Raw genomic sequence first — 22133 nt, forward strand, 5'->3', positions numbered from 1 at the left:
CGTGCCGCAAGGGATGTTTCATTTTCCTGCCGATTACGTCGCGTGCAGTCAGCCGGCGACGTTCAGCGCACTGTCACCGAAATTCCCGATTTTCCCTGTCGCGCCAGCCTCAGTGAAAAGTCGCAACCTGCAGTGGCCGTTATTTCCACTGTGGCCCGGTGGGTACAGCCGCCGAGTGACCCGCCAGCTACTGTGACCAGATCGCGAAGTCGCACGACTCATCAGATGAAGTCGCTGGCCTGTGCGATGCCGACTCGCACGATACGCTTCAGGCGCCTTTGCCGTTAGTTGAAGGAAGATTCTCCCCATGACCACCAAAACCCTTTTCGGCGCCATTGCGCTGGCAGTCTCGACGTTTGCCTCGGCGATGGCGGCGGACGTGCCGATGCCGTACAAGGCCGCACCTGCGGCCCCGGCCTTCTCCTGGACCGGTTGCTATGTCGGCGGCAATGGCGGCGGCGGCCGCGGGGTCAACGAGCAGCAGCCCATCGTCGGGCAAGCATTCACCGCCAATCACAGCAGCGGCTGGCTCGCTGGCGTGCAGGGCGGCTGCGACTATCAGGTCGGCTCCCTCGTGGTCGGCGTCGAAGGCCAGTTCGATTGGGCTGACATGAAGGACACCAGCACGACACTGCTTCCGGGCGGTGGCTTCGGCTTCCTGCTGACGACCCAGCTCGATCGCGTCGCCACCGCGACGGGCCGCGTCGGCTACGCGTTCGATCGCGTACTGTTCTACGCCAAGGGCGGCGCCGCCTTCGCCCGCTTCAACCATCAGATGACGCAGACCGACTTCGCCGCCACGACGATTGATTTCAAGGGTTCGCGCGATGTGACGGGATTCGTCGTCGGTGCCGGCCTCGAATATGCGCTGCTGCCAAACCTGTCGTTGAAGGCCGAATACAATTATTTCGACTTTGGAACGAACGGCTACACCCTGAACTGCTCCGGCAATCCCCTATGTGCCGGCGCTCCCTTCTTTCCGGCCAGCGTCCGGCAGAACATGCAAACCGTTATGCTCGGCGTGAATTGGCGCTTCAATACCGCGCTCGCCCCGCTCGTCGCGCGATACTGATTGATTTGCCGAACGCATCGGCGGCGCGTCGGGCTCGACGCGCCGAGTCCGTGGTTGCGGCCGCAGTGCTGAATTGCGGTGATCATCCACCAAAGGCGCTGATCGCCGACACGAACGACCCCAAGCAGCCTCTGTGGCTTTGATGCGGCCGTCCCGGCACCGCCCTTGATCCGCTCGCGATAGGCCCTGCTCCCTGCACAAGGTCCTTGCCCGGAATCCGCTCGCCGCCCTGCCCCGCCCCAAATTCACCGGACTGTCCGCATGGCAGCAATGCTTCTGGCGGGAACGCTGATCTTTTTGGTCTATGCGTCGCCGAGGCCGACGCTAGAGTAGGCCTGACTGCTTCGTCCCGCCTCGCTCACGGCAAACCCTCAGCCTCGCCGTTCGTCAAAGGAATACCTCATGCCTGTCGACACCAAAGCCGCCACCGATCGCCTCATGCGCTTCCTCTCCGTCGAGGGCGTCACCGGACAGGAGGCGGCGATCGGGCGGGAGCTCACCGCCGCGCTGAAGCAGAGCGGCGTGCCGGCGAAGGCGATCCGGCTCGACGACGCCAACACCCGCATTCCGGTGCCGACCGAAACCGGCAACCTCATCGTCGACCTGCCCGGCCGCGGCGCGCTGCACAACCAGCCGCGCATCATGTTCATGACCCACATGGACACCGTGCCGCTGTGCGCCGGCGCCAAGCCGAAGCTCAAGGGACGCAAGATCGTCAACGACGCCAAGACCGCGCTCGGCGGCGACAATCGCTGCGGCTGCGGCGTGCTGGTGACGCTGGCCGCCGAACTCGAAAAGCAGAAGCTCGATCATCCGCCGATCACGCTTCTGTTCTGCGTGCGCGAGGAGAGCGGGCTCTATGGCGCGCGCCACGTCAAGCTCGACGAGCTCGGCTCGCCGGCGATGGCGTTCAACTATGACGGCGGCTCGGCCTCCAACGTGATCATCGGCGCGGTCGGGGCCGACCGCTGGACCGTCGAGATCTTCGGCCGCGCCTCGCATGCCGGCGTCGCGCCGGAGCGCGGCATCTCCTCGACCATGATCATGGCGCTCGCCCTTGCAGACGCGAAGGCCGGCGGCTGGTTCGGCAAGGTGGTGAAGGGCAAGCAGCAAGGGACGAGCAATATCGGCCCCGTCACCGGCGGCGAAGGCCGCCCCGCGGGCGATGCCACCAACGTCGTCACCGACTACGTCCATGTGCGCGGCGAAAGCCGCAGCCACGACGGAAAGTTCTTCAAGGAGATCACGAAAGCCTACAAGGCCGCGTTCGAGAAGGCGGCCAAGAAGGTGACGAATGCGCAAGGCAAGTCCGGCAAGGTCAAGTTCAAGGCCGAGACCGACTATTTTCCGTTCCGCATGAAGGACAGCCAGCCCGTCATCAAGCGCGCGGTCGAGGCCGTGTCCGCGGTCGGCGGCACCCCGAATGTCCGCACCGCCAATGGCGGCCTCGATGCCAACTGGATGGTCCGCCACGGCGTGYCGACCGTGACGTTCGGCGCCGGCCAGAACGAGGCGCACACCATCGACGAATGGATCAATCTCGACGAATACGACCGCGCCTGCGCGCTGGCCGTACAGCTTGCGACGATGCGGTAATGTGATGCCAACGCACTTTGTCGCAGCCGCCGTCAATCCGGAGGAAGAGCCTTACAAGGGCGAACGGCGCGGGCCGATATTCTGGTGTTCGACATCACCCGCCTACAGGGACAGGCGCATTCGCGCGCATTTGAAGACGTGTCGACCGTCATAGGCATGATCGAGCGCAGGCTAGCCCAGGGTCAGCAGCTTGCCGAGGACAATTCGCGGCGTCGCAGTAGCCGGCTCAGGCTTGTGTGTGCAGCAGGTCCGTCAGTTGACATGCGACCTATTTCGGGACGCATTCCACATTGAAGGCGATGATGATCTGCGCCGGGTCGGCCTTGCCCAGAGCCTTCAGATCTTCCAGACCGCTTCTCATTCTGGCGCCAGCGTCCTTCAAGCTGTCCTCGAGTTTCAACTTGGCCGCCTTGCATCGCTCTTCGTTGGAGAACTCCTGGAACACTACGGTCGGAAGCAGTCTCCATTCCGCCCTGTCATTTGTGGCGGCCGGACTGACTGAGTAGGAGAAGACATACATCAGGATCCACATTGGGTGCTCCTTCTGATCGAAAGGTGTACGGCATGTCTCCACCCTGGCGATGGACTCCGTTGATCTACATCAACCCGCTGCGCTCCGAGGGTTCTCGCAAGATGCGCCCGGATTTTGGCCACGACTGCATTGCATGGCGCGGCCTGTCGGCCTAGCCTGCAAAGAAAAAGCTGGGAGGCCGCATGCCGCGCATCGCAACGATCGAGTCCGCACTCTACCGGATTCCCCTCCCGGTCACGCTCTCCGACAGCACCCATGGCGAGATCGCGGCGTTCGAGCTGATCACCTGCCGGGTGCACGATGCCGATGGCGCGGAAGGCGTGGGCTATACCTACACCGTCGGCCGCAATGGCGGCGCGACGGCCGACATCCTCAAGCGCGAGATCCCCGCACTCGTCGAAGGACGCGAGGCGGACGACACCGAAGCGATCTGGCATCATGTCTGGTGGGGCCTGCACTATGGCGGGCGCGGCGGCGCGGCCGTGCTGGCGCTCTCCGCGCTCGACATCGCGCTGTGGGACCTGAAGGCACGGCGCGCCAGCCTGCCGCTGTTCCGGCTGCTCGGCGGGTTCGACGCGCGCGTGCCGTGCTATGCGGGCGGCATCGATCTCGATCTCTCCGTCGAGGCGTTGCTCAAGCAGACCGACGGCAATCTCGCCAAGGGCTTTCGCGCCATCAAGATGAAGGTCGGCCGGCCCGATCTCAAATCCGACGTCGCCCGTGTCGCGGCGATGCGACAGCATCTCGGCGAGGGTTTTCCGCTGATGGCGGACGCCAACATGAAGTGGACGGTCGAGGACGCCATCCGCGCCGCCCGCGCGCTTCAACCGTTCGATCTCACCTGGCTGGAAGAGCCGATCATTCCCGACGATGTCGCGGGCCATGCCCGCATCATGCAGGCCGGCGGCGTGCCGATCGCGGCGGGCGAGAATCTGCGCTCGCTGTGGGAGTTCAAGAACTACATCGTTGCGGGCGCGGTGTCCTATCCCGAGCCCGACGTCACCAATTGCGGCGGCGTCACCGCCTTCATGAAGATCGCGCGGCTTGCGGAAGCCTTCAACCTCCCCGTCACCAGCCACGGCGCGCACGACATCACCGTGCACCTGCTCGCGGCCTGCCAAAACCGCTCCTATCTCGAGGCGCACGGCTTCGGGCTCGACACCTATATCGAGCACCCGCTTGTGCTCGAGAACGGCAAGGCGCTGGCGCCGGACCGCCCGGGCCACGGCATCAACTTTGACTGGGACGGGCTGGCGAAGCTGGCGCCGTAGAGCGCGCTGCCCTTAACCTCTCCCGCTTGCGGGAGAGGTCGGCGCGAAGCGCCGGGAGAGGGTTCTTTCCACGCCGGGAGTCTCTCCGCGGAGACACCCTCTCCCCACCCCTCTCCCGCAAGCGGGAGAGGGAGCTCACCTCGCGTAGAGTCGCACCTAGCTGCTACCAAGGCAGACAGCGTTGCTGCACGCGAGGCATTCCAAGGCGCTTGATGCAGCCGCCGGATAATCCGCTATGGTGGCGGCAGCCGTCATCATCCGAAAGACCCCGCCTTGACACCCGAACTGCACCAGAAACTGACCGCGTGGCGCCGGCATCTGCATGCGCATCCCGAGCTCTCCCTTCAGGAAAAGGCCACCGCCGCCTTCGTTCAGGAAAGACTCACCGAGCTCGGCATTCCCTTCGAGGCCGGCATCGGCGGGCACGGCATCGTCGCGACGCTGACGCGCGGATCCGCGCAAGGCCGCGTCGGCCTGCGCGCCGACATGGACGCGCTGCCCATCACCGAGGATACCGGCCTCACCTATGCCTCGCGCCATCCCGGCGTGATGCATGCCTGCGGACATGACGGGCATACCGCCTCGCTGCTCGGCGCGGCGGCGCTGCTGGTGGAGGACACCAGCTGGAGCGGCACCGTCGACTTCATCTTCCAGCCGGCCGAGGAAGGTTATGGCGGCTCGCGCGCGATGGTCGCGGCCGGGCTGTTCGACCGCTTCCCGATGGATCGGGTGTTCGGCTTTCACAACTGGCCGGGACTGGAAGCCGGCAGCATCGCGGTGCATGACGGCGTCGTCATGGCCTCGGGCGGGCGCGTCACCATCACCATCGACGGCCATGCCGGACATGCCGGCATGCCGCATCTGACCCGCGATCCGGTGATGGCGGCGGGCCATTTGATCGTCGCGCTGCAATCGATCGTGTCGCGCAGCGTCGATCCGCTCGACACCGCGGTTCTGTCGCTGTGCACGATCGAAGGCGGCACGGCGCCGAACCAGATCGCAGGCAAGGTCGTCATCCGCGGCACGCTGCGGTTTCATCGCGACGCAATCAAAGACACCATCCTCGACGGAATCGAGCGGACCTGCGCCGGCATTGCGACGAGCTTTGGCGTCAAGGTCACGCCCGAGATCGTGATGGGCGTGGGCGTGGTGATCAACACGCCGGCCGAGGCGGGCCTCGCGCGCATGGCTGCGGAGAAAGTGCAGGCGCCGGTGCGGCGCGACCTCGCGCCCAGCATGGCCGGCGAGGATTTCGCCCATTACCTCCAGCAGCGACCGGGCGCCTTCGTCTGGATCGGCAACGGGGAATTGCGCGACGGCGCCGAGCTGCACGGCCCGCGCTACGATTTCAACGATGCGATCCTGCCGGTGGCATCGCGCTGGATGGCCGAGGTCGCCAAGACGGCGTTGAGCGCGAACTAGCGAAACAGACCGGCCGCCGCCATCAGGAATCGTCGAGAAGATCGAACAACTCTTCGACGCTGTCGAACGGCGCATCCCGGGTCTGACTGTGATAGACGACACGATCGCCGTCGCGTTGCAGCGATCGTCCCGCGGATTTTCCCTTGGATTTCCGCAATCGTCCCGGCAGGAAGGTCGCAGCCACCGCCCCGGGCCCGACGTCCAGGCGGATGATGCCTCTCCGCTTGCAATCGAGTCTCAGTCTGGCCGCGGCGAAGAAGTCGCGGGCCATCGGCGGCAGCGGCCCGAAACGGCGGGAGGTTTCCTCCTCCAGATCATCGAGATCATCCTCGCTGCGACACCTCGCGGCGCGGGCATAGAGTTCGAGCCGCACCGGCTCCGACTGCACGTAGGTTTGCGGAAGCATGTCCGCGACCGGCAGATTGAGGTCGGGCACCCACACCGCCGCCCTGCCGTCATCGGCCTTCTCCGAGGCCATTTTCAGGAGATGGCTGTAGAGCACGGGCCCGAAGACCTGGATATGGCCGGATTGCTGCTCCGAAAACAGGTCCCCCGCACCCCTGAGATCGAGATCGCGTTCGCTGATGGCAAAGCCCGCGCCCGGCCGGCTGAACTCTTCCAGAACAGCCAGCCGCTTCTCGGACTGCTCGGCGAGCGACTCGGTCAGCAGATATGCGAAGGCGCGTATTCCGCTGCGCCCGACCCGCCCGCGGAGCTGGTGAAGTTGGGCAAGACCGAACTTTTCGGGCCAGCAGACCACGATCGTATTCGCACGCGGGATGTCGAGACCGCTCTCGACGATGTTGGTCGCGAGCAGAACATCGGCCTCGCCCTCGACGAAGCTCATCATCCGGTCGTCGATCTCGTCGGCAGGCAATTTGCCATGGAGACAGACGATGCGCAGATCCGGCGCCACCGCCTGCACGCGTGCCAACAAGGGATCCAGATCCTGGATGCGCGGACAGACCAGGAAGCTCTGCCCGTGGCGCCTTTGCTCCCGCAGCAACGCCGAGGCGATGGCCGCATCCGACAACGGAGCGATCTTGGTTGCGACCGGAAGCCGATGAACCGGCGGCGAGGCGATGATGCTGAGGTCCCTGAAGCCGGCAAGACCTGCGGCCAGGGTCCGCGGAATCGGCGTGGCGCTCATCCAAAGCGTGTGGACGCCCTTGGCCAATCCGGAGAGCTTGGCCTTCTCGGCTGCACCAAAATGCTGCTCCTCGTCGATGATGACGAGGCCGAGATCGGCGAACTTGACGTCCTTCGAAGCAAGCGCCTGCGTTCCGACCACGACTTTCATCCGGCCGCTTCGCAAGCCCTCCTTCGTCTCGCGCATCTCCGCGCCCGATGCGGCCCGCGACAGGCTCCCGACCTCGATGTCGAACGGGGCGAAACGCTTGCGGAAGGTCGCGACGTGCTGTCGTGCCAGGACGGTCGTCGGCACCGCGATCACCACCTGCTTTCCCGACAGCGCCACGGCGGCCGCCGCCCGCAGCGCCACCTCGGTCTTGCCGAATCCCACGTCGCCACAGATCACCCGGTCCATCGGATGGCCGGAGGCAAGATCATCCAGGACATCCCGGACGGCCTTGGCCTGATCGGTCGTGGTGAAAAACGGGAAGCGCGCCACGAATTTCTCGTAGACCGACCCCGGTGGAACCAGCTTCGCGGCCCGCCGGCGGCGGCGCTGGCTGATGTGCTTGGCGAGCACCTTGCCGGCGACCTGGATCTCCCGCTCGGCCTCGGTGCGGCGGGCCCACCACGTGCTTCCATCCGCCTTGTCGAGCGCCAGCTTGCCGGGTTCGTCCGCATAAGGCCACATCAACGCCAGATCAGGCGGCGGCACGAGAACCGCATTGTCTCCCGCGAACGCAAGCCGGATCATCTCCCGCAACGCGCCGCCGCCCGTGTTCACGGTCTGCAAGCCATCGAGCACGGCGAGGCCGCGCTGGAGATGAACGACCGCCGTGCCCTGTTCCGGCACGTCGGCATGATCGAACGGCGTGCTCCAGGCCCTGGCCATCGGCTGCGGATGGTGAGCCCGGCTGCCGAGCACGTCGGAAGCCGTCACGACGACAAGAGCCTTCTTCCCGGGCACGACAAAACCCGCGTCGAGATCGGCCAGGATCGCCGCATCGCGATTGCGTCCGCTCGTCACCTCGTCCCAATCCGCGAGACGCTCCGCCTTGACGCCGCTCATCCGCTCCATCGCACGCAGATCCTCCTCCTGCGAGGCGACGAGGATCAGTCGCGAACCGGCTCGCCGCGTCTCCTCGACGAAGGCACGCAGGGCTTTTCTGGAGGCCGTCAGCTTCGAAAACTCCGGCGTGGGCTGGAAGGGAGCCGTCCGCGGCATCACTTTCATGCCCCTGGTCGCCTGCTTCCAATCGCGCCGTCCCAGATATTCGCGCTCTCGGTCGGCGCGGCCCGCCGCCTCCTCGATCGTGCTCAGCCAGCCGTCGGCGTGCAACGCCACCCCGGCATCGGCGATCCATTTGGCGCGCCCGCAATAGTCGAACAGCGTCGCGCGCTTGCCGCGCTTGCCGGCGAAGGCGAGCCGCTCCGACATCGGATCGACGAGAAGCTCCCTGGTCTCGAAGATGATGTCGTGCTCTTTCGGGTCGAACGCCACGATCCGGCGTATTGCACGGCCCGAATGCTCGATCCGGAACGGACCAAGCGCGCCGGCGGGAAATATCTCGAACGTCTGGCCATGAAACAGGACGCCGCCCGGATAGCCCGGCTCGTCGTCGAGATCATATCCCAGGGCTTCGAGACGCGCCTGAAGGTCCCGCTCGGAGAACGCGCCGCCGACCTTCAAGCTCATATTCAGACGCGACAGGCTCGCCGGCGGCGGCAGGCGCTCCATCACGGCCTCCGCGGTCGAGACGAGAAAGATCGGCCTTCTGGATTTCGCGAGACGCCTGAGGACCGAGGCGCGACGTCCGGCGATTTCGCGCGATGGCTCCAATTGATCGAACGGCAGGGTGTTCAATCGCGGAAACACCAGGACCTCGCAGGACGGGTCGAGCGCATGAATGATGCTGCCGAGCCGCTCCGCCCTGTTCTCATTCTCGGCGAGGAACACCAGGCCGCTGCGGGCGGACTGCTTCCATTGTTCCAGCAGATGAAGCGCCATCATGCCAAGGGGCGATGACGACGAGATCGTGGCGCGTTGCGACGCCTTGCTCGTCTTTGGCGAAGTCCTGGTCGGAACAGTCCTGGTCGGAGCAGTCCTGGCTCGCGAACTCTTGGCTAGCGAACTCTTGGCTAGCGAACTCTTGGCTGGCGAACTCTTGGCCAGCAAGCTCTTCGCCAGCCGCGCTTTTTTTGGATGCCGCACGTTAATCCGTTTCTGGTCGTCAACAATCGTCACTTGCACGCGAGCCGAACCAATCTCGATTCGGCGATTCATCGTCATGGATAGGGGATTTGCCGTGCGAACGCACGCCTCCCATCAAGTCTGGCGTCACGTGAAAGTTCGCCGGCAAACGCGAGACATCGCGTGAGGTCAAGCGGCCGGTCGTCACGACAGACGTGAGGTTTATCCCTCCTCTCGCCAGAACGCCACCAGTTCCTCCGCGGTCACCGGATCCTGCCGGGGCACCGCACGCTCGAGACGGTGCCGCCTCCTCACGCCGGCTTGGCGGGATGCGCGGTACGCGGGTGGCGGTCGTGCAGCAGCCGCGCCAGGGCCTCACGATCCGCGGCACGCCCCTTCATGGCCGTCTCGAACAGCGCCTCCTGAACATCGCGCGGCATATCGCCCCAGACATCCATGGCGGCCTGGCCCAGCAGCGTGGCAAAGCGTTCGTCGACCATGTCGATCCTCCCTCTCCGGCCTCAGAATAGGAACCGCAGGCGGCTCCCGGCGTTCCACGCCCGTCATTGCAAAAAAGAGACGTACGATTCTGGGACGCTCACCAAGGACATCAAATCGATGGACGACCTGCTGATCGATGGTCTGCAGGATATTGACTACGCCGCGTCTCCGCTAGACGACGCCCGCCTGCCGGAGCGCCGCGATTTCCGCCGCATCATAGCCTAGCTCTGCCAGGACGAGATCGGTGTGCTCGCCGAGCAGCGGCGGACGCGTCACGATCTCACCCGGCGTTTCCGACAGCCGGACGGCGGCGCGCACGACCGGCGCGGGTTTCGGCAGGCCCGGATAATCGACATCCTGCATGAAGCCGGTGGCGCGGATATGCGGATGATCCAGCGCCTGTTGCGGGCTCAGCACGGGCCCGGTCGGAATCATCGCCTTGCCCAGCGTGTCGACCGCCTCCTGCGTGGTGCGTTCGGCGCACCAGCGCGCCATCCGCTGGCTAATGACGGGGCCGTTGTTGCCGCGCGTGATGTCATCGGCAAAGCGCGGATCGCTCAGCCATTGCTCCTCCTCACCCATCAGCTTCGCCCAGCGCTTGAACAGCGGATGCCCCGTGACCTGGCAGAGCACCCAGCCGTCCCTGGTGCGGTAGATGTCGGCTGGAGCTGCGGTCTGGCCGAGATTGCCGGTCGGGACGCGATTGACATTGATCACGGCCTGCTCGATCAGCGTGGCGTTGGTGAAGGACAGCGCGGTCGCGAGCAACGCGCCCTCGACGACCTGCCCGCGCCCGGATTTGCCGCGCTCGATCAGCGCGGCGAGGGTCCCGAACGCGCAGTGCAGCGCGGTTCCGAAATCGACCCAGTTGACTGCGGCCCGGTAAGGCGGATCGCCGGCGCCGGTCATGTACACCGACCCCGACATGACCTGCCCGACACCGTCGAAGCCGACGCGGTCGGACCAGGGCCCCGGCCCGCCGAAAGCGGTTGCCGTGGTCAGGATGATGTCGGGCTTGATCGCCTTCAGCGAGTCGTAGTCGAGCTTCATCGCGCGCAGGGTCTGCGGCGGCAGATTGGCGACGACGACGTCGGCGGTCGCCACCAGCCGGCGCATCACCTCCTGCCCCTCCGGCTTCATCGGATCGAGCGTGATGCACTTCTTGTTGCGGTTGATCTGGAGAAACAGCGCGCCTTCGCCATCCTCGCCGACCGGGGCCACGAAGCGATCCTCGCTGCCGTCGCGCTTTTCGACGCGAATGACCTCGGCGCCGAATTCGGCCAGCAACGTCGCGCAATACGGCCCGGCGATATAGCGGCCGAAATCCAGGACGCGAACGCCTTCCAGAACTCCCCCCATCGATCCCTTCCCTGATGTTTCCGCCAGATTACAGGGAATGGTCGTCGCGGCAAGGTGGCCGACAGCATGGCTCCATCAGCAGACGTGATCGCCCGACGGTTTCGACTGGCCGACGTTCTGCTCTAATATGGCGTGTCCGCCCCCCACCCCAGAGCCGCATCCATGCCCCAACAATTCGATCGGTCCACTGAAGATCTCGGCAACGCGATTCATTTCGAGCATGTCAACATCCAGGTCCCGGATCAGCGCCTGGCGACCTTATTCTACGTCACGGGACTCGGGCTTACCCGCGATCCCTATCTGATGGTGTCCGACACCAACATGTGGATCAATGCCGGACGGAGCCAGTTTCATTTGCCGAGCGGCAGCCCGCAGGTGCTGCGCGGTCATACCGGGCTGGTGATCGAGGGCCGCGAGGCACTGCTGGGGCGGCTGGCGTCGGTCGCCAAAAAGCTCGAGGGCACGGCGTTCGCATTCGCCGAGCACAATGGCTATGTCGAGGCGACCTGTCCGTGGGGCAACCGCCTGCGCTGCTACGAGCCGGACGCGGCACGCTTCGGCCGCATCACGCTCGGCATCCCCTATGTCGAATTCGACGTGCCGGTCGGAACGGCGCCTGCGATTTGTGCCTTTTATCCGGAGATCATGGGCATGCCTGCCGGCTTGCGAAACGGCGACGGCACGGTCGCGGCGGTGAAGACCGGCCGCGACCAGCACCTCTTGTTCCGCGAGACCGACCGGCCGCAACCCGACTATGACGGCCACCATGTGCAGATGTACATCACCGACTTCTCCGGCCCTTACCGCAAGCTGTTGGCGCGCGACCTGATCTCCCGCGAGGACAATCAGTATCAGTACCGGTTTTGCGACATCGTCGACCTCGGCAGCGGCAAGCCGCTGTTCACGGTCGAGCACGAGGTGCGTAGCGCGACCCACCCGATGTTCATGCGGCCGATGGTCAACCGCAATCCGGCGATCAACAACCGCAATTATGCGTTCGGGCATGATCAGGCGTCGTGGGCGATGGGGCCGGATCAGTACGAGGGATAGGGAGCAGCGAACGCGCGCCTTGCGGCGCGCGCAACCGTCACGTTCTGAAGCCATCAGCAACCGCGGCAGATGATCAGCCTGCGGTCGATCTCGTCGTCGAGCTGCCGCAGCCTTGTGTCTTCGGGCGACATTTGCGCGGACTCGAGCGCGTCGCCGCGCCGCGGCTGTCGGTGACCGACGGGAGCCTGTCGAACCAGGTCCGCGAGCCTTGTCGCAGGGATACTGCCGGGAGAGGCAACGGTCGCGGGCGCGCTTCCGCCAGCCTTGAGGCTGGAAACTGATCCGAACAGGAATGTAGCTGCCACGACGGTCACGCCAAGTCTGATTGACATCATCATTCTCCTATCGCTGGTGACACTGCGCCGATGCGCATGTGATGGATAGGAGGTCCCGGCTACTCGACCGTTTCGCCCGCGGCGACATCGCGTTACCACTGAAACCGCTCGCCTACGGCGCCGCGCCGGTTCGCCTGACTCGTCCGTTCGCGGCCGACGACGCCAGGCTCCGCGCCAGGACGCCGGCAAGCTCCGCCGACATCAGCGGGTGATGAACGAGCTCGGTGATGCCGGACGTCTCCAGCGACGGCATCGCCAAGTCGCGCGTCGAAGGACTGGCCAAGATCATCGGCAATGCCGGCGCGGCATCGTGCAACGCCGCCGCCAGACCGAGCGAGGAGCCGCCGGGCAGATGACACACCAGCGCCGCGTCGAAACGGGTTTGCGCGGCCCGGCAGGCGGCGATCGCCTCCCCGAGCTTGGTAAAGCCAACCGGCTCATAACCCAACGCCGCAAGGATTTCCTCATGGCGCAGCAGACGGCGGCGGTCGGTGTCGAGCACCAGCACGGTTTCGCCTGCGCCACGGAACGCCAGATCGGGGCCGTGCTGAACCGGCTCCGGCTCATCGGGTTTGGCGGCTGGCAGCCAGACGTCGAAACGCGTACCGACATCCGGCTCGCTCTGCACCCCGACGGCGCCGCCATGTTGCTCGACGATCTCGCGAACCGTTGCGAGCCCGACGCCGTTGCCGTCCGGGCGGGTGGTGAAGAACGGCTCGAAGATCCGCTCCAGCGTCGCCGCATCCATCCCCGGCCCCGGATCGGCGACCGAAATGACGGTGAAGCGGCCGGGGCCGACGTCGCCTTGTCCGACCGGCAATGGCCGCAGAAGATCGCGCACCTCGATGCGGAGTTCGATGCGACCCGGCTCGGTCATCGCCTGTGCCGCATTGTTGCACAGATTCAAGATCACCTGCTGCAATTGGGCGGGCTCGCCCATCACCGTGGCCATTTCGGCCGCCTCCCTCACCTCGAGTTTGACGTGCGAAGGTAACGATGCGGCCAGCAGCGATCTGGTTTCGTCGACCAGGGTCTTGACGCAGACGCGCTCATGCATGCCCTCGCGGTGGCGGCCGAAGCTGAGAATCTGTTCGACCAGTTCGCGCGCCCGCTCGCCTGCGCGGCGGATCTCCGCGAGGCTGGCGGCCGTCTGGCCTCCGGACCGGAGCCGTGCATCGGCTATCTCGGCGTAGCCGAGGATCGCTCCGACGATATTGTTGAAGTTGTGGGCGATACCGCTGGCAAACGTTCCGATGGTCTCCATTCGACGCGCCTGTTGCAGGCTCGCCTGCAGGCGAGCCTTCTCGCCTTCGAGCCGCGCCCGGCGGATCGCGTTGCCGATGGCGTCGAACGCCATGCGAAACAGCGAGACTTCGGACCAGTATTTGAGCGCGCCGTCCGGCACGGCATCGAAGCCGAGGATTGCATCGCGGTGTCCGTAGACCGCCGTGATGCAAAGCCAGCCACCCACGCCGGCATCTTCCAGCAGGTTCATGCTGTCGTCGGGATCCGAGGCCTTTACCTTGGGGATAAAGATGATGCCGCCTTCGCCGCCGTCAAATCGCGGTGCGACGCTCAGCGCGCGCTCAGGCCAGCCCGGCCCGAATTCGATGCCGTCGCGGGCCCATCGATAGGAGCTCGTCGACGCGCCGGTCGCGTAAGCGAAATAGGCGCGATCGGCGCCGATGCATCCCGCGAGCTGTTGCAGCGCCTTCTCGACATCGCCGGCGATCCTCTCGCGGTTCGAATTGATGAACCGCATCGAGATATTGGCAATGACGTGCTCGAAGGCCGCGCGGCGGCGCAGCGCGACGGCCCGCCTGCGCAACAGCAATCCGAAATAGACGATGCCGCAGAGCAGCAGCAGCGACGTCACGAACTGCAACAGACGGACCCTGCGCRCCGAGGCCCGCGCATTGAGCTGGCGCTTCGTGATCAACGCCAGGAGGGCATCCTGCTCGCGGTTGTTCGATTCGGCGACAAGCGCCTTCAGGATGTTGTCGATGTCCGGCAGGAGGTCATGCAGCATCTGCCCGTGGGTCAGAAGCGCGTGGACCGACTCTTTCTCCTCCGGCGGCGGTTGCAGGACCGCCAACTCTTCCAATCGATCCTGCACCTGGCGGGCCGCGACGTCCGACGTATCGAGGGTCAGGCGCAGCATGGCCGCCGCCAAGGCGGAGGCCGCCGTGACCAGCGGCCGGCGATCCGAATCGGCCAGCTTGTCGCTGAACAGACCGAAATAGGCAAAGGAGTTCTGCAGCAATGCGTTACTGCTCTTGAACCGCTCGATCAGCGCCTCCTGCCGGCGGGCACGCGCCGACAGAACGTCGATAGCCCTGGTTTCTTCGGCGTTGAGACCCGCCGTTTCGCGCAGCCGCGTCAGGGCATCGTCATAGGCATCCGCCATCCGCACCAGCCCGTCATAGTTGCGCGACAGGCCGGCGCGCGCGGTAAGCACCTCCCTGGTCATCCCGCGTTCGAACCGGGTGAAGTCTCCAAGCGCGTGGAGCTGACTGTCATAACGTACCGAATTGATGTTCAGCCCGTTCAGCAAAAGCCATGTCAGCAGGGCCAGCACGACCATTACCCCAATCGCAGCGGGCGCGAATTTCATGGTGGACCTCCGACGGGCGCGCCGCGATAGAGGCCGGTCAGGCTGTTCAGAAAGGCGACGATCGCCTTGGCCTGCTGGTCCGTCAGCGTCGCGTTCAATTGGGCAAAGGCCATCTTGCGAACCGCATCATCGAGCGTCGGCGCGCTGCCGTCATGAAAATACGGCGGCGTCGTCGCGACGTTGCGCAGGCTCGGCACGCGCAGAATTCTGGGCTCGGGCGACGCGAGAGGGTGGAATATGCCGTGGCGCTGGAACAGATTGGCGCCGACGTTGACGCCCTGGTGACATGACACACAGCCCAGCGATTTGAACAGCCGGTACCCGTCCAGCTCGTCGGCCGACAACGCCGCGTCGTCGCCTGTCAACCAGCGATCGAACTTGCTGCCGGGCGTGACCAGCGTGCGTTCGAAATTTGCCAGCGCGTCGACGACATCGTCGCCCTCCGGACCGCGGCCATAAGCCGCGAAGAATGCGTTGCGCATTTCGGGATCGGCATCGAGCTTTTCCGCGATCTCGTCCGCGCTGCTGCCCATGGTGCGCGGGCTTTCCAGCGACGCATTGACATCGGCCTCGACGGTGCGGAACTTCCCTTCCCAACCGAAGCGAAAGCTGAGCGCCGAATTGAAGACCGTGAGCGTATTGAGCGAAATCTCGACACCGTCGAGACCGAAATCATGCGGCTTCGGGCTCGCGCCGTTGGTCGCGATATCGTGACAGGACGCGCAACTGCGTGAGTTGTCCTGCGAAAGCCTGCGATCGGTGAACAGTCGTTCTCCGAGTTTGACCTTCCGCGGATCGATGGCGGGAGCCGCCGGAAGAGGCGTGATGGGCTCGTCCTTGCGGACCGACGCAGGCGCTGCCGGCGGCTGCGACGGTGCCGGAGAGACCTCCAGACAGCACAGGATCAGCGCGCCAATCACGATCGAGCAACGCAGAAGGCGGGCACCTGGCCCAGCGCCGCGAAATCTGGCCATTTGCTGCACGACCAGCAATGTGGGGTTGAAGCGAAAATTGTCGCGTCTGCTCAAGGAGTTTTGATCGAAGCTGGATGATTTCGCGAACGTGGCCGCCATATGCTGCGGGACCGGAGGCCGGTCGAGATGATCGAACGGCCCGCGGCATGACAGAGGTCCCACGCCACCAAGGCAAGGTAAACTGCATCAGCAATCACGACAGTACCTCACCACTCGCTCGATTTCCGACCGGCCGGCAATTCCAAGGTCCCGCAATGTCCGGTCATCGAGTTCCATCAGCGCCGCAACGGCCCTGTTGATCTCGCGCTCGCGGCGCCAGTGCGCCGGCAGCGCCATAAGGGTCTCACCGAGTGCGTGCAGCCGGTCCCAGCCTCGTTCCGGCTGCGCATCGCGTGACCCGACGCGCTCGAGCCTGACGACATTGCCATTGTCATCAGCTTCATCGCGACCGCTCTTCAGCGCCGGATCAGGCCGCTCACGACCGGCCGAGGATAGCTGGCAATCCCGCGCGGCCTCCAGCATCGCGTGAACCGGCGCGGCTGCGATCGGATGCATTGCCGCGCCGTAAAGCGCAAAGCCTTCCATCAGAGACCCAAAGACCGCCCACCAGGACGTGGCGACCGGCTCGGTCGGACGCGAGCCGGTATCGGGCAATCGATGCCTCGCGGTGAAGGCAGGGCCCGAACGAACCATGCCGCCGCCATCGGACCACGCGACCCAGCCCGGGCCGCCACGTTTCATACCCGCCAAGGCAACGCTGCTCACACTGTGAGAATGCTTCTTCATCGTAAATCTCCCACACGCTGTTCGTGGGAGGCAATCTGGGGGCCCGCTGTTACGCCGAGGTCACCGCAGCCGGCGAAAAGACTACAATTGCAATCCGTCAGCCACCTTTAGAACGGATCGACCGGAACCGCGAAGACATAGCCGACGCCGCGCTCGGTCTGAATGACGCGCGGCGCGCTGGGATCGGTCTCCAGCTTGCGCCGCAGCCGCAACACCTGAACGTCGATGCTGCGATCGAAAATATCTTCATGGATACGGGTCGCCTGCAGCAAATGCTCGCGGGTCAGGGGACGCTGCGGCGCCTCGAGAAAGGCCAGCAACAACGCGTATTCTCCCTTGCTTAACGGCACCGGCGTCTCATTGGGATCGGTGAGCTTTCGGCTGCGGCGTTCGAGCTTCCAGCCGCTGAAGCGATAGYCCCCACGTTCGGGATCGCGGGCGCGCGCAGCACGTCCCATCTCCTGCCGCCGCAACACCGCGCGGACGCGCGCCAGCAGTTCTCTCAGGGAAAACGGCTTGATGATGTAATCGTCAGCGCCGAGTTCGAGGCCGACGATGCGATCGATCTCATCGGGGCGGTGGCCGGTCGTGATGATGACCGGCACGTCGGAACGCGAACGGATCTCCCTCAACAGATCCAGACCGTCGTCTTGACCAAGCCGAAGATCGAGGATGATCAGGCTGGGCTGGCCACCCTCCAGATAGTGGTTCAACTCGGATCTGTTGGAGGCCGCCCTGCTCGGGACATTGTGCTCCTCCAGGTACTTGATCACCATTTGCCGCAACGTCGGATCGTCATCGACGACGATGATGTGGCCAATATCTGCAAGCATACCGCACTCTCAAAACTCGCCGTCGCCAACCGAGCTGCACTTAAGATTGTGAGCTGTACTTGAGATCCGCGAACGTCAACGTCGGCTGTGGTGAAATGATATTGATTCCGTCCAAACTGGAATCGCTCGAAAAAACTATGGAACACCCGAGGCGCTCGACACGCGCCGAGACCGCCACGACATTTTGGTGACGTCGCAACGGGGTATTTCTGCGGCCAATTCCGCGGGATGTCGCATACGTGAATAATTGTGATCCCAACTCTTACTACTTTTAGGCGATAGCAGGTTTGCTGGCTGTGCATCGCTCAGCGACTGCGACCGGCTGCGCAAAACTGATGGCGGGGTTGCGTACTCACTGCAGATGCCGTCGTGCTCCGGCGCATTCGATGCGCGCGTGACGTCGAAGCCGGGCGAGGCCGCAGCTCCCGCGGACTGCGCCGCGTCGTCAAGAAGGCGGCAGAGCCGCCAGGTACTGGTAGATCGCGGCCAGCTCGTCGTCATCCATCCGCCCGATCGGCCGCCACGGCATTTGCTCGTCGAGCCGATGCCCGTTCGGGTCGACACCTGTGCGCATGGTGGTGATGAACTGCGCCTGGCTCCAATCCTTGACGATACCGAGGTCGGGTCCGAGCGGCGGCAATTGGCCGGGCACTCCACCGGCGAGGTCCTCGCCGTGACATTCACGGCAGTCCTGGTAGGACAGCAGGTACCTGCCATAGCGCGCCGTCGGCCCCTTCGGCGGCGCGATGATCACACCGGTGAAGACCGGCTTGGCGTCCGGCAACAGTCCGGCGCCCAGCATCGCCAAACCCAGCAGGCTGAAACGATCCGGAGGATCCGGGGTCTGTTCGCCGCTCGCGGGCAAGCTGCGGATGTAGGCGATCACGGCCTTGGTGTCGTCGTCGCTGAGCCGGCCGGCATTGGTAAAGGACATGATCGCAAGCCATCGCCCCCGCGCGTCGATGCCATTGCGAATGGCGCGAAAGATCTCGCCGTCGGACCAATGCTTCAGGGCCCCGGCCGGCGTCAGATTGGCAGGTACGAACGAGCCGATGGGAACCGGGAGATCCTTGCCGACGTCGCCGCCGCCCGACAGCACCCCGGTCTTGGAGTGACAACCCGCGCAAAATCCGTCGGCCACCGCCTTGCCGCGGGCAATTTGATCCGATGTCGCCTCAACCTTCACATCGGGGATCGGCGCGGAGCGCGCGTGTTGCCGGACGATACCCGCCACGGTCAAGGCGCTGACGCCGGACACGGGGACAGCCAGCATCGCCGCCAGCGCCACCCCGCACCATCTCAACCGAGGACGCTTCGCGCGGAAGGCGCGAACGCCCAACCAGACCAGAAGCCCGATGAAAGAAACCATCGCAATCAAGGTGACAATATTCTGCATTCCGCTCCTCAATGATTTGGGCGCTGTCAACGTCGCGCGACATCTCGGTCGTCAATAATCACTTCCGGCCAGCGCCGACGCTGAAATGTCTGCGACGCGCGCCAGGCGGCGATGCACTGGACTAGCAAGGTGGCGTTTCCGCGCGGTTTCACCGCGGGTCGCCCGCGTTACAAATGTAATCCAAGACAAATCGGTCGCCGGCGGCGCAGCGTCACCGGCCTTGGCAGCGTCACGATGCGTTGCCGCCGTAACCATTTCGCGGCCATCGGAAGCCTTGGCGTAACGGCGATCCCTTCAATTGCCTCTGCTCACTCGACCGGCCGCCCTGTGGCGACCGTGTATCGATCATCAAGAGGTCAACTCCCATGAAGATACTTATCGCTTCGACACCCGCGACGGGCCATCTCAATCCGCTGCTGGCGATCACGCAAATCCTGCGCACGGAAGGCCACGAGATCGCCTTCCTGACGGGTACCGCTTTTCGTGCCCGCGTCGAAGCCAGTGGCGTCAAATTCTTTCCCCTGCCCGAAAGCGTGGACTTCGACCTGCGCGAGATCCTCTCGGTGGTCCCCGAGCTGAAAGACATTCCGCCGGGACTGGAGTGGTTGCGCGTTGCCTGCGAGCGCATCTTCGTCGACGCCATTCCCGGTCAGCACCAGGGGCTGATGCAAGCGTTGCGGCAATTTCCCGCGGACATCATCGTCGCCGACGACATGCTGTTCGGCGTATTGCCGATGCTGCTCGGCCCGCGCTCGCAGCGGCCTCCCATCGCGCTCTGCGGGACCTCGTTTCTGCATTGGGCACGCGAGGACGGCGCGCCCAATTTCCTCGGCTTGCCGCCGGCAAAGACCGACCAGGAGCGCGATCAATATGCGGCCTTGGCGCGGGACTATGATGCGGCGGTCGATCAACCGGTGTCGCTGCGCCTGAACCGCGCCTTGAAGACCTTCGGCGTCGGACCGATCGCGATGCCGCTTTTTCATTCCGTGGTCGCGCTCGGCGATGCCTATCTGCAATTGTCGGTGCCCAGTTTCGAATTTCCGCGCGAGATCCCATCCTCCGTGCATTTCGTCGGCACGCCTCCGATCATCGCCAACCAGGTCCCGCCGCCGTCCTGGGCCGAAGAACTCGACGGTACACGCAAGATCGTTCTGGTGACGCAGGGAACGGTGGCCAATCACAATTTCAACCTGCTGGTCGCCCCGACGCTGGCGGCGCTTGCCGACGAGCCCGACATCCTGGTGATCGCGACCGCGGGCGGCCGTCCGGTCGACGCCATCCCCGGCAAGGTCCCGTCGAACGCACGCATCGCCAGCTATCTGCCGTTCGAATGGCTGCTGCCGAACGTCGACGTGCTCGTCACCAATGGCGGCTATGGCAGTGTGAACCAGGCCTTGAGCTTCGGCATCCCGCTGGTCACCGCGGGACTGACCGAGGACAAGGCCGACGTCAACGCGCGGGTCGCGTGGTCCGGCGTCGGCATCAACCTCGCCACCAACGAGCCGACGCCGGAGGCCTTGCGCGAGGCGGTGCGGACGGTGCTCGACCAGCCGCGCTATCAATTCCGCGCAACGCAGATCGCGGACGAGTTTGCCGAGATCGATACGCGGTCGGAGATTCTTCGGATCATCGGCGAACTCGTGACCGACGAGACTGACGTGTCGCGCCTCCGCGCGGCCGCAGCGAGCCAGGCGCGACGTGCCGGCCGGCGCGCCTGATCGCTCTTGTGAACGGAGCGATGGAGGGCGGGGCGACCGCGCTCCATCGCTTCGCGAAAATTCATCACATGTCACCGGATGCTCGTCCATGCGGATCGAACCAGACTCCTTTGCGTTCACGTTGCTGCTCGGCTTTCTCGCGGCCGTGCCCTATTCCGGCATCGACATCAACCTGCCGGCGCTGGCTGCCACCGGCGCCACGCTCGGCACGAGTGCTTCGGATGTCGGGCTGACGATGAGCACCTTCATGCTCAGCCTCGCCACCGCGCCACTGATTTACGGGCCGGTCTCCGACCGGCTGGGCCGCAAGCCAATTCTGGCCTTCGGCCTCGCACTGTTCGTTGCCGCGAGCCTTGGCTGCGCCAGGGCCTCCTCGCTACCGGTCCTGCTGCTGTGCCGCTTCGTTCAGGGCATCGGCGCCGCTGCAACGGCGACGACCTTTGCCATCATTCGCGATCTCTTCGACGGCAACGCCGCGCGCGGCAAGATCGCCAACGTCATGGTCGCGGTCAACGTCGCGACCGTGATCGCACCGACGGCCGGCGCCGCCCTGCTGGCGGTCGCCGGCTGGCGATCGATCTATGCGGCCCAGGCGGGAATCGGTCTCATGCTGCTGGTGGTGGTCCTGTTTCGCTTCGCCGAGAGCGCGACGACGGAGCGCTCCAGTCGCCTGGCACTTTCGGACGCGATCGACAGCTATCGCCGGGTCGTGACCCATCCGGTTTCGTTCGCCTACATCCTGGTCGGCGCCGCAGGCGGTGCGACGGTGTTTGCTTACGTCACCGGCGCCTCGCTGTTCTTCGTTGGCGCCGTCGGGCTGCGCCCCGAACAATACGGCCTGATCTTCAGCGCCTGCTCGGGGGCGGTCATGGCCGGCGCCTTTCTCGACGGTCAGCTTGGCCGGCGCGGAATATCGTCGGCGCGCACGCTCGCAACCGGGCTGACGCTGTCGGCCACGGCCAGCATCGCCCTGCTCGCGATGACATTGGCCGGCTGGATGCCCACTTCGTTCGTGGTCGTGCTCCTGATGATGGTGGCATTCGGCTTCGGGCTCAGCGTGCCGAACGTGATGAGTGCGACCATGCAGCGTCTTCCGGAGATCGCGGGCGCCGTCAGCGCCGCCGCCGGAAGCATCCAGCTGACCGCAGGCGCGATATCGAGCGGGCTGGTCGCGGTTCGCTTCGACGGACGAACGGCGCTGTCGATGACGGCCGTGATGGCGGCATCCTCGCTTCTCGCCCTGATTCTGTATCTGCTGGTCGCGCGCCCCGCCGAACGCCGTCAGCTATCGCCGACGATCGATCCCGGCGCGGCGATCCGAAGCCCCACGAATTCCTGAGGCGACCCTATCC

Annotated in this window: 17 protein-coding genes; 7 read left to right on the forward strand and 10 right to left on the reverse strand. The window is 65.0% G+C overall.

Annotation, left to right across the window (positions count from 1 at the left end; translation table 11 throughout):
- The first annotated feature begins 307 nt into the window (after positions 1-307).
- Both ACXJMY_RS12820 and ACXJMY_RS12825 read left to right on the forward strand, forming a co-directional pair.
- The gene (locus tag ACXJMY_RS12820) at positions 308-1072 is read left to right on the forward strand and encodes an outer membrane protein (protein WP_456619700.1); all 765 of its coding nucleotides are present in this window, start codon (positions 308-310) and stop codon (positions 1070-1072) included.
- A gap of 402 nt (positions 1073-1474) precedes the next feature.
- A complete protein-coding gene (locus ACXJMY_RS12825; protein ID WP_456619701.1) occupies positions 1475-2668 on the forward strand; it encodes a M20/M25/M40 family metallo-hydrolase in 1194 nt (397 codons plus the stop codon).
- Between the two features lie 268 nt (positions 2669-2936).
- Here ACXJMY_RS12825 and ACXJMY_RS12830 read toward each other — a convergent pair whose 3' ends face one another.
- Positions 2937-3200, reverse strand: coding sequence for a hypothetical protein (locus ACXJMY_RS12830; protein WP_456619702.1), 264 nt, complete (start codon positions 3198-3200; stop codon positions 2937-2939).
- Between the two features lie 182 nt (positions 3201-3382).
- Here ACXJMY_RS12830 and ACXJMY_RS12835 point away from each other — a divergent pair, with 182 nt between their 5' ends.
- Positions 3383-4471 (forward strand): mandelate racemase/muconate lactonizing enzyme family protein, encoded by a 1089-nt coding sequence (locus ACXJMY_RS12835; RefSeq protein WP_456619703.1) that lies wholly within the window; start codon positions 3383-3385, stop codon positions 4469-4471.
- A gap of 273 nt (positions 4472-4744) precedes the next feature.
- Entirely contained in the window at positions 4745-5893 is a 1149-nt protein-coding gene (locus ACXJMY_RS12840) for an amidohydrolase (protein ID WP_456619704.1), read from the forward strand.
- 22 nt (positions 5894-5915) lie between these two features.
- Here the strand turns inward: ACXJMY_RS12840 and ACXJMY_RS12845 are convergent, their stop codons facing one another.
- The 3 genes from ACXJMY_RS12845 to ACXJMY_RS12855 form a co-directional block, all read right to left on the reverse strand.
- The gene (locus ACXJMY_RS12845; RefSeq protein WP_456619705.1) at positions 5916-9035 is read right to left on the reverse strand and encodes a DEAD/DEAH box helicase; all 3120 of its coding nucleotides are present in this window, start codon (positions 9033-9035) and stop codon (positions 5916-5918) included.
- A gap of 491 nt (positions 9036-9526) precedes the next feature.
- On the reverse strand, positions 9527-9715 hold the full coding sequence (locus ACXJMY_RS12850) for a hypothetical protein (protein WP_456619706.1): 189 nt from the start codon (positions 9713-9715) through the stop codon (positions 9527-9529).
- A gap of 172 nt (positions 9716-9887) precedes the next feature.
- Positions 9888-11075, reverse strand: a complete 1188-nt coding sequence (locus ACXJMY_RS12855) for a CaiB/BaiF CoA transferase family protein (RefSeq protein ID WP_456619707.1) — start codon at positions 11073-11075, stop codon at positions 9888-9890.
- A 162-nt stretch (positions 11076-11237) separates the two neighbouring features.
- Between ACXJMY_RS12855 and ACXJMY_RS12860 the strand changes: the two genes are divergently transcribed.
- Entirely contained in the window at positions 11238-12125 is an 888-nt protein-coding gene (locus tag ACXJMY_RS12860; RefSeq protein WP_456619708.1) for a VOC family protein, read from the forward strand.
- 53 nt (positions 12126-12178) lie between these two features.
- On the opposite strand, the gene ACXJMY_RS12865 is transcribed toward ACXJMY_RS12860, so the two are convergent.
- From ACXJMY_RS12865 to ACXJMY_RS12890, 6 genes are all read right to left on the reverse strand, one after another.
- A complete protein-coding gene (locus ACXJMY_RS12865) occupies positions 12179-12457 on the reverse strand; it encodes a hypothetical protein (protein WP_456619709.1) in 279 nt (92 codons plus the stop codon).
- Positions 12458-12572: 115 nt separating this feature from the next.
- Positions 12573-15074 carry a two-component system VirA-like sensor kinase gene (locus ACXJMY_RS12870; RefSeq protein ID WP_456619710.1) on the reverse strand — a complete coding sequence of 834 codons (2502 nt, stop codon included), beginning with the start codon at positions 15072-15074 and terminating at the stop codon, positions 12573-12575.
- Positions 15071-16048, reverse strand: a complete 978-nt coding sequence (locus tag ACXJMY_RS12875; RefSeq protein WP_456619711.1) for a cytochrome-c peroxidase — start codon at positions 16046-16048, stop codon at positions 15071-15073. The genes ACXJMY_RS12870 and ACXJMY_RS12875 overlap by 4 nt, the downstream gene beginning before the upstream one ends.
- Before the next feature lie 186 nt (positions 16049-16234).
- Positions 16235-16834: a DUF1127 domain-containing protein gene (locus ACXJMY_RS12880; protein ID WP_456619712.1), complete on the reverse strand. Its 600-nt coding sequence runs from the start codon at positions 16832-16834 to the stop codon at positions 16235-16237.
- 107 nt (positions 16835-16941) lie between these two features.
- A complete protein-coding gene (locus ACXJMY_RS12885) occupies positions 16942-17667 on the reverse strand; it encodes a response regulator (RefSeq protein WP_456619713.1) in 726 nt (241 codons plus the stop codon).
- 445 nt (positions 17668-18112) lie between these two features.
- Positions 18113-19093: a c-type cytochrome gene (locus ACXJMY_RS12890; RefSeq protein ID WP_456619714.1), complete on the reverse strand. Its 981-nt coding sequence runs from the start codon at positions 19091-19093 to the stop codon at positions 18113-18115.
- A gap of 335 nt (positions 19094-19428) precedes the next feature.
- On the opposite strand from ACXJMY_RS12890, the gene ACXJMY_RS12895 reads away from it, so the two are divergent.
- Both ACXJMY_RS12895 and ACXJMY_RS12900 read left to right on the forward strand, forming a co-directional pair.
- Positions 19429-20781: a glycosyltransferase gene (locus ACXJMY_RS12895; protein WP_456619715.1), complete on the forward strand. Its 1353-nt coding sequence runs from the start codon at positions 19429-19431 to the stop codon at positions 20779-20781.
- A gap of 88 nt (positions 20782-20869) precedes the next feature.
- Complete coding sequence (locus ACXJMY_RS12900) at positions 20870-22120, forward strand: multidrug effflux MFS transporter (RefSeq protein ID WP_456619716.1); 1251 nt, start codon at positions 20870-20872, stop codon at positions 22118-22120.
- Positions 22121-22133: the final 13 nt, after the last annotated feature.

This window comes from Bradyrhizobium sp. P5_C12 (assembly GCF_054049735.1).

Coding starts and splice junctions, on each gene's coding strand:
- ACXJMY_RS12820 (WP_456619700.1), top strand. CDS start 308: ATGACCACCAAAACCCTTTTCGGCGCCATTGCGCTGGCAGTCTCGACG.
- ACXJMY_RS12830 (WP_456619702.1), bottom strand. CDS start 3,200: ATGTGGATCCTGATGTATGTCTTCTCCTACTCAGTCAGTCCGGCCGCC.
- ACXJMY_RS12835 (WP_456619703.1), top strand. CDS start 3,383: ATGCCGCGCATCGCAACGATCGAGTCCGCACTCTACCGGATTCCCCTC.
- ACXJMY_RS12845 (WP_456619705.1), bottom strand. CDS start 9,035: ATGATGGCGCTTCATCTGCTGGAACAATGGAAGCAGTCCGCCCGCAGC.
- ACXJMY_RS12850 (WP_456619706.1), bottom strand. CDS start 9,715: ATGGTCGACGAACGCTTTGCCACGCTGCTGGGCCAGGCCGCCATGGAT.
- ACXJMY_RS12855 (WP_456619707.1), bottom strand. CDS start 11,075: ATGGGGGGAGTTCTGGAAGGCGTTCGCGTCCTGGATTTCGGCCGCTAT.
- ACXJMY_RS12860 (WP_456619708.1), top strand. CDS start 11,238: ATGCCCCAACAATTCGATCGGTCCACTGAAGATCTCGGCAACGCGATT.
- ACXJMY_RS12865 (WP_456619709.1), bottom strand. CDS start 12,457: ATGTCAATCAGACTTGGCGTGACCGTCGTGGCAGCTACATTCCTGTTC.
- ACXJMY_RS12875 (WP_456619711.1), bottom strand. CDS start 16,048: ATGGCCAGATTTCGCGGCGCTGGGCCAGGTGCCCGCCTTCTGCGTTGC.
- ACXJMY_RS12880 (WP_456619712.1), bottom strand. CDS start 16,834: ATGAAGAAGCATTCTCACAGTGTGAGCAGCGTTGCCTTGGCGGGTATG.
- ACXJMY_RS12895 (WP_456619715.1), top strand. CDS start 19,429: ATGAAGATACTTATCGCTTCGACACCCGCGACGGGCCATCTCAATCCG.
- ACXJMY_RS12900 (WP_456619716.1), top strand. CDS start 20,870: ATGCGGATCGAACCAGACTCCTTTGCGTTCACGTTGCTGCTCGGCTTT.